General features: G+C 46.5%; 11 protein-coding genes. 5 read left to right on the forward strand and 6 right to left on the reverse strand.

Going from position 1 to position 14,317, the window contains the following annotated elements:
* The first annotated feature begins 31 nt into the window (after positions 1-31).
* Positions 32-955 carry an S-layer homology domain-containing protein gene (locus tag ACQSGY_RS16795; RefSeq protein WP_427052717.1) on the forward strand — a complete coding sequence of 308 codons (924 nt, stop codon included), beginning with the start codon at positions 32-34 and terminating at the stop codon, positions 953-955.
* A gap of 1,092 nt (positions 956-2,047) precedes the next feature.
* Here ACQSGY_RS16795 and ACQSGY_RS16800 read toward each other — a convergent pair.
* Both ACQSGY_RS16800 and ACQSGY_RS16805 read right to left on the reverse strand, forming a co-directional pair.
* A complete protein-coding gene (locus ACQSGY_RS16800) occupies positions 2,048-3,571 on the reverse strand; it encodes a glycoside hydrolase family 43 protein (RefSeq protein WP_427052718.1) in 1,524 nt (507 codons plus the stop codon).
* A gap of 13 nt (positions 3,572-3,584) precedes the next feature.
* Positions 3,585-5,219: an ABC transporter substrate-binding protein gene (locus ACQSGY_RS16805; RefSeq protein WP_240636523.1), complete on the reverse strand. Its 1,635-nt coding sequence runs from the start codon at positions 5,217-5,219 to the stop codon at positions 3,585-3,587.
* Between the two features lie 290 nt (positions 5,220-5,509).
* Between ACQSGY_RS16805 and ACQSGY_RS16810 the strand changes: the two genes are divergently transcribed.
* Positions 5,510-6,394: a helix-turn-helix domain-containing protein gene (locus ACQSGY_RS16810; RefSeq protein WP_145403842.1), complete on the forward strand. Its 885-nt coding sequence runs from the start codon at positions 5,510-5,512 to the stop codon at positions 6,392-6,394.
* 202 nt (positions 6,395-6,596) lie between these two features.
* Here the strand turns inward: ACQSGY_RS16810 and ACQSGY_RS16815 are convergent, their stop codons facing one another.
* From ACQSGY_RS16815 to ACQSGY_RS16830, 4 genes are all read right to left on the reverse strand, one after another.
* Positions 6,597-7,175 (reverse strand): YdeI/OmpD-associated family protein, encoded by a 579-nt coding sequence (locus ACQSGY_RS16815; protein WP_427179463.1) that lies wholly within the window; start codon positions 7,173-7,175, stop codon positions 6,597-6,599.
* A gap of 49 nt (positions 7,176-7,224) precedes the next feature.
* Positions 7,225-7,761: a DinB family protein gene (locus ACQSGY_RS16820; protein WP_427052719.1), complete on the reverse strand. Its 537-nt coding sequence runs from the start codon at positions 7,759-7,761 to the stop codon at positions 7,225-7,227.
* Between the two features lie 187 nt (positions 7,762-7,948).
* The gene (locus tag ACQSGY_RS16825; RefSeq protein ID WP_427052720.1) at positions 7,949-8,872 is read right to left on the reverse strand and encodes a helix-turn-helix transcriptional regulator; all 924 of its coding nucleotides are present in this window, start codon (positions 8,870-8,872) and stop codon (positions 7,949-7,951) included.
* Between the two features lie 109 nt (positions 8,873-8,981).
* Complete coding sequence (locus ACQSGY_RS16830; protein ID WP_145403520.1) at positions 8,982-9,899, reverse strand: ArsR/SmtB family transcription factor; 918 nt, start codon at positions 9,897-9,899, stop codon at positions 8,982-8,984.
* A gap of 732 nt (positions 9,900-10,631) precedes the next feature.
* Between ACQSGY_RS16830 and ACQSGY_RS16835 the strand changes: the two genes are divergently transcribed.
* The 3 genes from ACQSGY_RS16835 to ACQSGY_RS16845 all read left to right on the forward strand — a co-directional run bounded on the left by ACQSGY_RS16835 (position 10,632) and on the right by ACQSGY_RS16845 (position 14,314).
* The gene (locus ACQSGY_RS16835; protein WP_188592787.1) at positions 10,632-11,561 is read left to right on the forward strand and encodes a glycoside hydrolase family 43 protein; all 930 of its coding nucleotides are present in this window, start codon (positions 10,632-10,634) and stop codon (positions 11,559-11,561) included.
* A 139-nt stretch (positions 11,562-11,700) separates the two neighbouring features.
* Positions 11,701-13,056 (forward strand): ABC transporter substrate-binding protein, encoded by a 1,356-nt coding sequence (locus ACQSGY_RS16840; RefSeq protein WP_145403519.1) that lies wholly within the window; start codon positions 11,701-11,703, stop codon positions 13,054-13,056.
* A gap of 367 nt (positions 13,057-13,423) precedes the next feature.
* Positions 13,424-14,314 (forward strand): carbohydrate ABC transporter permease, encoded by an 891-nt coding sequence (locus tag ACQSGY_RS16845; RefSeq protein WP_427052721.1) that lies wholly within the window; start codon positions 13,424-13,426, stop codon positions 14,312-14,314.
* Positions 14,315-14,317 lie beyond the last annotated feature (3 nt).

Genomic DNA, 14,317 nt, shown 5'->3' on the forward strand with positions numbered 1-14,317 from the left:
GGTTTTACTAATATGATGGAGGTGCCAGGAAATGAAACATAAAAAAGGTTTGGCTGCAACACTTGCACTTTGCGTTTCTTTGACAGCAGGAGGAGCTTCGGTATTTGCATTTTCCGACATCAAGGATGAGGGGCAAAAGGCGGTTGTAGATTCATTGAAATCGAAAGGTATTGTAAACGGAGTAACGGCCGATCTGTTCCGTCCAGATGCAGCTTTGTCCGAGCCGCAAGGTATCCAGATGATTGTCAAAGCGTTTGGGTTGAAAAATGCATATGCGGAAGCTGCCGCTCAGACTAAAATCAGTCCGAGCACCTGGTATGCGGATGCTGTGCAAGCAGCCACTCAGAATGGTCTGTCCATTCCGGTAGAAGTGAACCCGCAGGGCAAGATGACACGTGAGCAATTTGTTATTTTGCTGCATGAGGGAATTGGCACAACCGGGAATTATCCCGTAATCATGAAGTATAATGAAGTTAAGGATGAAAATAAACTAAGTAAGGACGCTATATCTGCGGTCCAGAACCTGCTGAATATGAACATCATTGAGCTGGACAAGGACGGGAATTTTCGCCCAGATCAGTCGCTTACCCGTATGGAGGCAGCAAGCATGATTTTCAATGCGCTTGAGTTTGTGGATCAGCATAGCGGCGGCGGTTCAACTGAACCGGCTCCAACGAATCCAGGGGAAGGCCAGCAAGGCATCGTACCTGAGGTAACAATCAGCAAGGTGGATGACAAAACAAGCAAAGTGACCTTGACTGCCGAAATGCCGCATCCGGGGTACGGATTGAAGATTGATGAAGTCAAACTGGAGAAGGAGAATCGGGCGATCGTCAAATATTCTATCCTGCAGCCTGATCCTGACAAGATGTACCCGATGGTTATTACCAAAGTGACGGCAGAGGCCGAAATTCCAACAGGCTACACCGCTGAAGCACAGCCTTCCGGTAAATAAAGCCAGGGTACGCGGTTGTATACTGCGTGCAGCTTCCAGCACGCAGTGCCCAGCTTCATGACGAGGTTGGTCAGCCACATGTATCACCTGTTGCTTGAGCAGCAAGCAAATTAGGTAACGGGAGGAACGGTAGAGAAGTAGAAAAGCATAAAAATCAGAAAACCATAAAAACCAGAAAAACCAGAAAAACCAGAAAAACCATCTAGCGGATCGTATTCTCTGAGGGAATGTGTTAGACAAAAACCAAGTGTTGGATCTGTTTAACATTGAACTGAGGGTGTATCTGAAAAAGCTGAAGTAAATGGCAAACCGTTCTCCTGGGGGAGCCAACTTTGCTGAAATTTCGTTCCAAGCCCGGATGTTTTCCACTGGCGTGCCAGGGCACGTCAAGGGAAAGTGGCGCAGCAGGGGGCGAAAGGGCAGTAAATGATGTGCTACAGTAAATTTCGAGACATGCCCAGGGAGAACGGAGGCCAGATGTTTTTTTTAGTTGGAGATGAAGTTGCTGGAAGCTGCTGCTTTGCTTCAAGCGCTAACGATCTCCACAGACCTTATTGAAGCGAATATGGGATGTTTCCAAACCTAACGATTCTGAGAGACGCTATTTCAGTAAATTCGGTCCAAAATGCCTCCGAAAAGGGATAAATTGGGACAATAAGGCTTCTGGAGATCGTTAGAATCTCAGAAGGTTGAAAATTGGCATAATAGCGTCTCCTGAATTCGTTAGAAGCTTTAAGTTGTAACTTCAACGTGACTTCAGCAGGACTTCGACATCTCTTGGATGTGTCTCGACTGAGTCTACGGTGTATCATTTCAGTATCTCCGTCGTACCCTTCATGTCTTCGACATCTCTTGGACGAGTTTCCCCCGAGTCTACGGTGTATCATTTCAGTATCTCCGTCGTACCCTTCATATCTTCGACATCTCTTGGATGTGTCTCCAACGAGTCTCCGACGTATCTTCTTGTATCTCCAGTATGCCTTCAATGCCTCTATGATATCTTATATACTCAACCCAAAGTGTCTTTAGCATAACTTAAACCGAGCCTATATCATATTTTTTCAGCACGTCCCCGAAATCGGCTTTTTCCGATTAATCCTGCGGTGCAGGTTCATAATTAAACCAGTCAAACCGTGCGGGAGTTGGGGCCGCTGCCGGAGAGTATGCATACATCGCAACAATGATACCGGTGAAACCTCCTGCTACCTCGCTGGAAAGCAAGTGTGTTTCCGCAGAGCCCAGAGAATAAATATCTGATAATTCATGTTTTATTGAAAATGTAAATTGATCAGGGTCAGCCCCCACATGCAACGTTACAGGGCCATCACCACAATTACATTCCAGCACCTCTTCCAGTCTCAGTGAGCCGACAATACGCCGCCATATCCATTTCTTTTCTCCCTGGATACGTTTAACAGCCAGATCATAATGATACTTCTCATTCATATACACCGTTAATCCTGCTTCTTCATTCTCATAGGCTGGCTCGAAATCAAGCATGGCAGCTATGCTGCAACAGAAATGACTCAAGCGGCGCCCTACAAAGGCTGGATTTTTCCCGTCATCCAGTGAGGATGAGTTTCCATACAACGTGAGATGCCCTGGAGATTCATGGAGTGAAACGCTATTCGGAGCAGGATTACGCAGGTGAATCCAGTCCAGTCCGAGCGCAGGCTGATCGAAATGATCCAGAGACACCGGGGCAGGCCATTTGAATTCGGGCAGGTTGGGACTGTCCATAACAGCATGCAGTCGGCCGTTCTCGCCAATCATTGGCCAGCCATCAGGCGTCCAGGTTACAGAAGCCAGAAACGTCTCCCGCCCCAGATGATGCCGCATAGGATAGGCAGGCGGGCGAATACCAAGGCATACAGCCCACCAGCTGCCATCCTGTATTTGTACAAGGTCTGCATGTCCCACAGCATGGATGCTCGATTTCAGGCTGCGATTGGACAGAATCGGATTATGTGGACACGGTACATATGGCCCATATGGAGCATCACTGCGCGCAATGGTCTCCATATGTCCGTACTCCGTTCCGCCTTCAGCAATCATCAGGTAGTAGAAACCGTTAATTTTGTAAAGGTGAGGAGCCTCGGGAGCAGCACCGCCAGTTCCCTTCCAGATCAGACGACTCTCGGATAGTTTATGACCCGTTGAGATATCAATCTCGCATTGATAGATTCCTTCACCGTCCTGTCCATTGCAAGCTGACTGAAAGTATACACGACCATCTTCATCAAAGAGAAGGGAAGGGTCTATCCCGTCCTGAGCCACATAGACAGGTCGTGACCATGGGCCTTCAGCCTGCTCACTTCGCACATAGAAGTTGCCACCGCTGCTGACATTGGTGGTCGCCATGTAGAAACAGCCCTCGTGATAACGGAGAGTGGGGGCGTAGATGCCCCCGGACCGCCATGCATTGCCAAGTGAAAGCTGTTCAGTGGACGTCAGAACATGGCCAATCTTATGCCAATGCACGAGATCCTTGCTGTGAAAAATGGGTACGCCAGGAAAATATTCAAACGTGCTGGTCACCAGATAGTAGTCATCCTGGACCCGGCATATGCTCGGATCAGGGTAGAATCCCGGAATAATCGGATTTGAATAATTCATCTGGATCACACCTCTACTCATTCCAGAGCTTAACGCGATTTTGAACGTATTGCGTGAAGCCCTTTTCCATTTTTTCAACCCCCGCATCAAGCAACTTCTGTTGATAATCATTCCAGATACTTTCGAACTCCTCCGGTTTGGACATGATAGCCAGCGGAATCTGGCGCCAGGTGATATCCTTGACCTTGTTGGCAATGACGTTGATCTCATCTTCACTTGGGACAGAGATATTCCATACAGCTCCCCAAGGTTTCACGGGAAAGTCTTTTTCATTTGGAAATAAATCCATCCATGTGTTAGCGTTATAGGCCTGGAGTGTTTCTTTATCCGCAGCGGTATAATTCTCCACGATCTGTTCCGGGTAATTTTTAGTGAAGTAATTGTCTGTAGAATCCTTGACTCCATCTCCGTAATGAGCGCCCAGATTTGTATAGAAGCCTATCCCGGATTCCCGGCTGAACGAAATATTATCGTTAACGATGCGTTCCTGAACTTCTGCAGGTACTACACGCTTGCCATTCTGCAGCTCATAATGCTGGCCTTGAATTCCCCAATTGTTCAGAACCTGCCCTTGCTCGGAAGCAAGGAAGTCCAAAAATTGAATGGCTCGAACGGGGTCTTTACAAGCGGTAGTGATGCCTACACCCCACCCAGCCATAAAACCTGTAGACTGGAAACGGTTATCCTTGTATTGATCCGAAAGCATAACGGAATAATGACCATAAGTTTGATCATATTTTCCTTCGGCCTTGAGTGCCTTCTCCCCATCACCATAACCCCAGTCTACATCCGTCAGACCAATAACCCGGCCTGAAGCAATTTTAGCCTGATACTGATCGTTCTTCTGAACAAAGGATTCCTTGTCGAGCAGACCGGTATTATACATGTGGTTGAGCCACTGGAAATATTCCTTCTCACCTTCCGTGCGGAAGTGATATGTGGCTTCGTAAGTTTCAGGGTTTATATAATACTCGCCGTCACCGGATTTACCGGTTGTTTCCGCCGCAGGATTGGTCACGGTAATCTGTATGCGCCAATCATCGGCATTCAGGGTGAGACCGATGTTGGGATTTCCTTTTTCATCCACAGGGTGCTTCTCCAGATAATTGCGAATGACAGTTTCGAAATCCTGTACCGTTTTAATCTCTGGATATCCGGCTTCCTTCACCGCACGGTGCTGGAGCTCGAAACCACTTCCTGCTACGAAATTGACTCCGTCTATGGAAGAATACGTGGGAATAACATATATGGATGGGTCTTCATTGCTGTAGCGTAAACGTTTGATCTGTTCACCAAACAGCTTTTTGAGATTGGGTGCATGTTCCTCGATCAGATCGGTGAGATCCAGCATTGCTCCGGCATCAACGAGTTTATCCAAATCACCCTTGGGGCTGATCAGATCGGGGTAATCTCCGCTGGCCGAGATCAGAGCTAGTCGTTGTGAAGGGTCAGCAACAGCAAATTCAGCGTTCAGGGATACCCCGGTTTGTCTTGTAATCTCTTTTCCAACCGCATCCTGCATGTTATTCCAGTTTGGATTGGCGTCTGCGCCAAAGAAGCTGAAGGTTACGGGAGAAAGTTGATCCTCGGAAGTACTACCGTTCTCTACTTCCTGATTGTTGCTGCCGCATCCGGCCAGCAAGCTCATCGAGAGCGTAAGTGTGACGGAGAGCTTCGAGATGTTTCTTATCCATTGAGCCAAAATATAACCCCCTGTTGATTTTTTGTTGAATGCGCTTGCAAACCATTGGAAAAAAACTGAAATACCAGCATATTCTGATGTTGCTCTGCGGCCACCTCCTCGAACTGTTGCATCACATCTGTCTGGTGTATATGAGGAATTATATCGGCACCTCGAGTTGGATACCTTGATTTTTCAGTCCTGGAATAGCATGATATAGACATTCAATTCAGCAAGGGGTTTGGGAGGTGAGACAACTGAGCAACGCGTATCTGGGATGGTTCACATCGGATGTGCAGTTCCCGTTTTATATTCAATACGGGGGACATGATGAGGATACAGAGCTGCACAGGCATGCGGATTTCTCCGAACTTGTCATTGTGCTTAAAGGCCATGCCACGCATATCGTTAACAATGAGTCATTTTTTATCAAAAAAGGAAATGCGTTTGTTATTAATGGTTCCACACCTCATGCATACAGGGAACCCCATGATTTTCAGATCTGCAACATTATGTTCAGACCTGAAATGCTTGCTTCGATCGGCCCTGATCTACGGAAATCGAACGGATTTCAGGCTTTGTTTGTGCTGGAACCCATGTATCGCAATGCACATTCATATGCATCCAAGCTCGCCCTGCCCATCTCCGGCCTGGATTATGTCGAGTCTTTGATTTCCATGATGATTGAGGAATATCATAACAGGCAGCAGGGGTATCAGACGATGCTGCTTTCACGCTTTACGGAAATGGTTGTTTATCTTTCGCGGCATTACGATACGCAGGAGAACGGAATCGAAGGCAATCATCTCATGCATCTGGCTAATGCTATCTCCTATATCGAGGATCATTATCTGGAGCCGTTGTCGCTGGAGGAAATAGCTGGTCATTCGAATGTTTCAATGAGACATCTCAATCGCATTTTCCAATCCTATTACGGTACAACACCCATCTCGTATATGCATAAGCTTCGTTTGGAAAAAGCATGTCACCTCTTAAAATATAGCAGTCTTCCGATTACTGAGGTTTCATATGAATGCGGATACAATGACAGCAATTACTTCACACGACAATTCACCAAAGCTTATGGAAGGTCTCCCAAAGGATTCAGGCAAAATGCGGGTGCCAAAGACGATGTGGATTAAAAGCGTAAATACAGTTACAGCATAGAAACAAGCACCTGCAAAAATGATCTTTTGTTCCCTATGTTCTCCTATTTAAAAACAAAAGTGCTCTTACATCAAAGCAGGAGCTTCCCCATGGGAAGCTCCTGCTTTGATGTGTTGATCGTTCGGAACAATGTGCTTCTAACTATATCATTTGGAACGAACAAGCCGGATTCATCTTTTAATCAAGTAGCAATCTTCCGTCATCGTGCCATTGACCATACATTTGGTTTGCCCTCGTATGCATGATGAATTTATCAAGTCTGCTCTGAAACAGCTCAGGCTGCCGTTTTACACTTTGAATGGTGTCGATGCGAACGCGTTGATACAGCGGAGGAAATGCCAGGAAATTTTCATAGGTTTGCCTGTCTGCTATTAACCTTTGTTGAATCTCGTCTTCGATGACAAAAGCTTCCGGGTTCAGATCAGGCAGAACTTTTCTGCCCTCATCCCGCATAAGACCAAGCCTGTTCAGACGACGTACACGCTCCTTGTTTAACTCGGTCCATGAACTCTTGCGGCTGCGTGGAGATAAGCGCTGTAACAGCCGGTTGTCAGCGGTTTTCTTTTTCACTCCATCAATCCAGCCAAAGCACAGCGACTCCTCAACTGCATCCAGATATAAGATTGTTTCGGCGTGTGGTTTTATGCTGACACGAACCCAGCAATATGCATGTGAGGTTCCATGCTCTTCTAACCACAGCCTTAACTCTTCTCTGGAAGTAAAGGGGAGTACATTTTCAGGTGAGAGAGATTGCATCAGATCCAAGACCTTCCATCATGTGTAATAGACTTCAAGCAGTACATGCTTATACAACAGCATCAGAATCTGCAACTTCATTGGAGCCTTCGCCTTCGTACCAGAAACGGAAGTAGTCGTTCATGACAGAGGCATGACCCAATTGACGCAGCATGGTGGAGATATTGCCCCGGTGATAGGTTCCGTGATTGACGAGGTGAAAAATGATCTCTGCGAGACTGGTTTGGCGTAGGCCCGCAAAGGGATTGTCGAGTGGAATGGTTTGCTCCAAATCTGATTGCTGACGGAACCAATCAAGGAACTGATCGGATAGCTCTTCATAACGATTAACGTATTCTTCTATCGTGGCAAAAGTTTCTCCGTTGCGCGGCATACAGAGCTGCAAAGCTTCAGGCATGCCTGTTCCGGTTAGGACCAGATACCACATCTGATCGACGGCATACAGATGACTCAGAGCATGAGCGAGAGTAGGAAAGGAACTGCCAACTTCCTGATGCAGTACAGCAGGCGGGAGCTCCTGAATGCGCTGCATGATGGTCTGTGATGCCCAAACATGATAATGATACATTTGTTGCGGATGATTCATAAAGATCGTCTCCTTTAATTTGGCGATTAGTTCAGTGAAATAGTGCTATCTTGCTGAAAAGATTATAAAAAAAGAAGTATGACAACAGCGTGTCATACTTCTACTTCGATTTTACCGAGATTTTACCGAATTTTGAAATCAAGCTAACCGAGCAGGGACTACCAGTGCTTTCAGCGCTATCCACACTTCACATATCAACCTGGTTATAACGTTTCAGTGCATTTCGCAGCTTTGTCTCCAGAATATCCCTCAGTGCTGCAGGTTCAAGCACCTCTGCGCCACTCCCCAGGCTGAGCAGGAATGACCATAACCACGGAGCCTGGAGCGGCCGATGAATCTGAATACGCATCGTCATGCTCCCATCCTCATGAAATTGTTTGTCTGCTTGCTGGAAATGATCCATAGCCTCTGCGAGTGCGTCCGGGTATACCCGAAACACTACATCCGTCATGGAATCCTGTGAGTCAGTATGGGAGGAAGAAGCTTCGTCAGCGGGGATCATGCGGGGGTTAAAAGAACGGTTTGTCAGATGTACATTTAACATCCGCGACAGCCGGAATTCCCGATAATCCTGCCGGCTTCTGCAATATCCATACACATACCAGCTGCGATATTTATATTGGAGTCGAACAGGCTCCAGTTCCCGGGCGGACCGCTCGTTTTTTGCATTAATATAATCAAATTGTACCGTCTGATGTTGTATGATTCCCGCACGAAGATACGGTAGAGAGTCTGGATCTGTGCGATGGGTATCGAGGTCTACAGTCAAGCTTGGTTTCTGATGCTGATCACCAATCGTCTGCAAACGCTCGATCGTGCCTTGGGCACGCGCATCATGAAAAACGGTAGAGAGACTGGTAAGCACGGTAATCAACGCATGTACGTCATACGAACCGAGCAGACTCTTATCCATTTTATAACCGTCCACCATGCCATATCCGCCGTTCATTCCCTGATGGGAAACGACCGGGAAACCCGCCGCACAGAGGACGTCTATATCCCGATAGATCGTTCTGGGCGACACCTGATATTCCTCCGCAAGTTTAGAGGCAGACAATACCTCATGATTCAGCAGCTTATAGATGATCGAGACTAACCGTTCCAGTTTCAAAAGAATCCCACCCGTTATTCCTTTTCTTCAACCTTCCAATCACTGTTGTACCGACATTCTTGATTCCCTTCTCTAGAAGGAAACAGGTTATGATAGATCGTTTAGAGGCCTAGTCTTCCTGTACGTTATATAACACCCGAGCCAGCAGACCTTGACCGTAGTTGCCAAAGCTTTTGCCGAAAATGGTCAGGCCGCGTTTATTCACAGGGCCGTCGGTGACCGCGATCCGAAAATGGATATCACTTTTGTAATCCAGTCCGATATCATCCAGCGTGACGTCCGAAATCCGGCATCCGTCGATATAGCTGCCTTCCTTCGTAATGCGAATGAGCTTCAGCATGCCGTATTGATTCAGATGCGGAGGCCACCAGTCTGGATTGAACGTGCCGCGTGTATCGCCAAAATCGCCTGGACTTGTCCAGAGCCCGATCTCTTTGCCATTGATATAGAAGTAAATATCGGACGGATAATTATCACAGAAACCAGGGGCCTCCGAGCCGAGCTCCATAGACAGCTGGATTTCGTTAAACGTCTGATTAGGCTTGAGATAGTTAGGAATACGATATTCCAGATAACCTTCCGCCAGCCAGATCATCTCCGCATCAATCCGAAGCGGGTCGGCAAAATAACGCGGGTCATCGAATTCCCCGATAATGCTGTCTTTCGTTGCAATGCCGCACGTAGGGGCTGCCTGATAGTCGCTGTAATGCCCGACCTGAATCTCAACCTCATACCGATTGTGAATCTCCTGTGAGCGCAGATCGACCATTAATTTTTCCTCGTTAAGGTAACAGATCTTCTGAATGCCGTGTTTGCCAACCGCCGTGTTAATCTCGATCAGTCCGCTCTCCTCAAGCTTTTTGATATGCATTGTAATTGCACCGTTACTAAGTCCGAGCCTGGTTGCGAGGTCATTAAGGTTAAGACTTTGGTTTCTGGCCAGCAGCTCGATAATCTGAATGCGAATTTCGGAACTGAGTGCTTTGAAAATGTTCACACCTGACATCAGATCTTTAATATAAATCATAGGTGGATGTCCTTTCCCCGTTCTGAACAAAGCCTATTTACGCAGACTTTTGCACATTTGACTGTTTTATTTCAGATAATTATAAATCATTACATGCTGGAAAGAAAGAGCTGAGAAAACGGAGTTATACCCTATGTATACATTGGGGGAGTTAAAAATAAACCTATATTTTATATAAGTTGAACGATTCATTTACACTCTAACGGAGAGGACAGAAAGAACCTGAAAAAGCGAATCATTCGCCTTTATCACCGGATTTTCCCCTTTGGAAAAGGGAATTCAAAAAATCTGGAGATAACAGCGATTGGAAGGTTATTCTGTCATCGGAGTGGGCTGTGTAAAATCTTTGTTCAGCTTATGTAGTTCGGTTTATTTGAAATGAAACTTTGAATTAATTTATATATATTTGAAATATACCATTGAATTGTCATGTAACCGCTTTTATAATCCTATTATACTTAAATTGATTTAATACTTCATGAACCAAAGCAACCATTTTATAAGGAGAGGCGGCGTTGTGTTATGGAGAAATTCAGCTTAAAGAAGATTTTAAAAGGCTCGGAGTGGAAGAAGTTGAAGGGTTTAGATTGGAAGAGTGTGAAAGGTTTAGAGTGGAGGACATGGGTGAGTTTTAGAGGCATGAAGCGTTCAGTGAGCTCTGATGATTTAAGGGGCACGGATGATTCGAAGGGCGTGAGCAGCATAAAGCGTTCAACAAAAAGACGTTGGGCAATGCCGGCATTGCTTGTATTGGTGCTGGTGCTTGCAGGACAGTCCAAGGCGTTAGCCGCGTTCTGGAATCTGACAGGAGACATCGCTGTTCATGATCCATCCATCATCAAAGAGGGCAATTCATGGTACACCTTCTCCACCGGCCCGGGTATTCAGGTGCTGAAATCGGATAACGGAACATCGTGGTATCGTGTACCACAGATTTTTTTGAGTGAGCCATCCTGGTGGAATACTGCTGTTCCGGCGCAGGCCAATCTGGACGTGTGGGCACCTGACGTGCAGCGATACAACGGCAAGGTGTGGCTGTATTATTCCATTTCGACATTTGGCTCGAACAGGTCTGCGATCGGGCTTGCATCCGCAAACAGTGTTGGAGCCGGTCAGTGGAAGGATGAGGGACTGGTGCTGCAATCCACAACATCGAATAACTACAACGCCATTGATCCGGAACTGGTCATTGATGCTTCTGGCAATCCGTGGCTTGCTTTCGGGTCGTTCTGGAGTGGTCTGAAGATTGTGAAGCTGGACAAAAATACGATGAAACCGACAGGCAGCATCTCTTCCATTGCAGCACGGCCGAATAACGGAGGAGCGATTGAAGCACCAAGTATCACGTATCGCAACGGGTATTATTATTTGTTTGCTTCCATTGATTCCTGCTGTAAAGGTGTGAACAGCACCTACAAAATGGTCTATGGACGCTCAACCAGCATTACAGGGCCTTACGTTGACAAAAACGGCGTGAATATGATGAACGGTGGCGGTACGATTCTGGATGCAGGCAATGTGAGATGGAAAGGTCCGGGCGGGCAAGACGTGGTTAACGGCAATCTTATCGTACGCCATGCTTATGATGCAACAGATAATGGCAATCCCAAATTGTTGATTAACGATCTGCTTTGGGACGCAAACGGCTGGCCGACCTATTAGTATGTTGTTTGTTTTAAATAAATATAAAATGTTTTAATAAAGTATTGACTAAATGGATCTGGATTTGATAAATTTAACAACAGAAAAGCTGATTCATCATCATGAATACGTTTACAAGTCCAGATCAGGAGGGGTTCATATGGTCAAGAGAAAGAGTTGGATCACGTCTATGCTGCTAATGCTGGTTACTGCACTGGTGCTGGCAGGCTGCGGAGGGGGAAGCGGAGGCTCAGGTTCAGGAAGCGGGGATAAAGAGCTGACGTTTATGTTCCGCGGAGGAACGGACGAGCAGAAAGCGTATCAGGCGGTCGTGAAGAAATTTGAAGAAGAGCACCCTGGCGTCAAAGTAAAGATCATTGTGACCGCTGCTGATCAGTATGCAACCAAGCTTCGTGCAGCGATTACAGGCAACAGCATGCCTGACGTATTTTATTTCGCACCAGGTGATATGAAGGCTTACGTAAACAGCAATGTGCTGATGAATCTGACTCCTTATATCGAGAAAAACAAGGATATCAATCTGGATAATATCTGGAAGTATGGAATTGATCTGTATCGTTATGATGGCAAGATGGCAGGACAAGGCGATCTTTATGGCATGCCTAAGGATGTCGGGCCGTTTGCACTGGGATACAACAAGACTCTTTTTGAAAAAGAAGGTATTCCCTTCCCTGACAAGGACAAGCCGTATACATGGGAAGAGTTCATCAAGGTGAACCAGCAGGCAACCAAGGATACCAATGGTGATGGCAAACCCGATGTGTTCGGTACAGGATTTAACGTACAGTGGGCACTGCAGGCTTTTGTATGGAGTAACGGGGCTGACTGGCTGGATGAGAGCAAAACCAAAGTAACGATTGATGATCCGAAATTCGCAGAAGCGCTGCAATTTTTTGCGGATATGCAGAACAAATACAAAATCACACCTTCCATTGAAGAAGCACAAACGCTCGATACGTATCAGCGCTGGATGAAAGGCGAGATGGCCTTCTTCCCTGTAGGTCCGTGGGATATGAGTACCTTCGAAAAGCTTCCGTTCGATTATGATTTGCTGCCTTTCCCGGCGGGATCGACTGGTAAATCGGCAACATGGATCGGTTCGCTGGGGATCGGGGTATCCGCCAAAACGAAGCACCCGGAAGAGGCGGCTGAGCTGGTGAACTACCTCACAGCTTCGAAAGAAGGCATGAAACAACTGGTAGACGCGAAAGTTCAGATTCCGAATTTGCTTGATATGGCCGATGAGTGGGCTAAAGACACCTCAACGAAGCCGGAGAACAAACAGGAATTCATTGATATCGTAAAAGACTACGGACGTGCGTTGCCAGGCAACTACACGTATAACGCGGAATGGTATGACATGTTCTTTACCGACATTCAGCCGGTACTGGATGGCAAAATGACTGCCGCAGATTATGTAAAGCAGCAGCAACCGAAAATGCAGAAGCTGCTGGATAAAGCCGTGGAGCAGGAGAAAAAATCCCAGAATAAATAGATAGCAAAGAGAGGATGCCAGCAGCCTGAACCAATGCTGCTGGCATCATTTGTTTGGTAGAAGATAAAAATTGAACTATTTTTTACATGTTGTAACGTAGAGGACAGAAAAAACCTGGAAAAGCGAAGCGTTCGCCTTTATCACCGGATTTTCCCCTTTGGAAAAGGGAATTCAAAAAATCTGGGGATAACAGCGATTGGAAGGTTATTCTGTCATCGGAGTGAACGATGTAAACGTCTAGTTTAATTTTATCGCCAGATTCCATACGGGCATGTGGCATGTATTGACCGGAACAGAGCAGAAGCCAGGATTCAAAAAGGCCAGTCGATGTATGCCACATGCTGATCTTAGAAACAGGGGTGAACACGTGAATACGAAATCAAGTTTGTATCGCAAAGAGATGATGTATGGATACTTGTTTATTTTGCCTCCACTACTGGGGCTTCTGATTTTTGTGTTGTTCCCGTTCCTCTACTCGCTCTACGGTTCGTTCACGGATTGGGACGGACTTGGACAGATGAACTTTATCGGGCTGGACAATTTCAAGGATTTGCTGACCGACGATCTTTTTTACAAGGCGATGTTTAATACGTTTTACCTGATGCTCGGCATTCCGATTGGTTTGTTGCTTGCACTACTGCTGGCAATGGGACTGAATCGTAAAATTCCGGGTACGACCACATTTCGTGTGATCTACTACATACCAGTTATCTCTTCTCTGGCGGCTGTATCCATCATGTGGAACTGGGCGTACAACGGAGACTATGGTCTGGTAAACCAGTTCCTCGACCTGTTTGGCATTAAAGGCCCGAACTGGCTGGCAAACAAAGATACGGTCAAACCGGCCTTGATTATCATGACCGTCTGGAAAGGTCTTGGCTACACGATGCTGTTATATCTGGCAGCACTGCAAAGTGTATCCCGCACGTATTACGAGGCCGCAGAGCTGGACGGCGCCAACGGATTTCAGATTTTTCGCAATATCACCTGGCCGATGGTGAAGCCTGTTACTTTTTTCCTTGTGGTAACCAATATTATCGGGGGTTCACAGATTTTTACCGAGATGAACATTATGACGCCTACAGGCGGACCGGAATATGCATCGGCTTCGATTGTGTTTTACATCTGGCAAAAGGCGTTCAGCAACCTGCAGATGGGCTACGCGTCAGCGATGGCCATGATTCTCGGATTGTTTATCTTTGTTATTACGCTTGTGCAATTCAAACTAAACGAAAGATCAGCCTACGACGGGGATTAATGG

It is taken from the genome of Paenibacillus sp. TC-CSREp1, assembly GCF_050171015.1.
GTDB lineage: Bacteria > Bacillota > Bacilli > Paenibacillales > Paenibacillaceae > Paenibacillus > Paenibacillus silvae.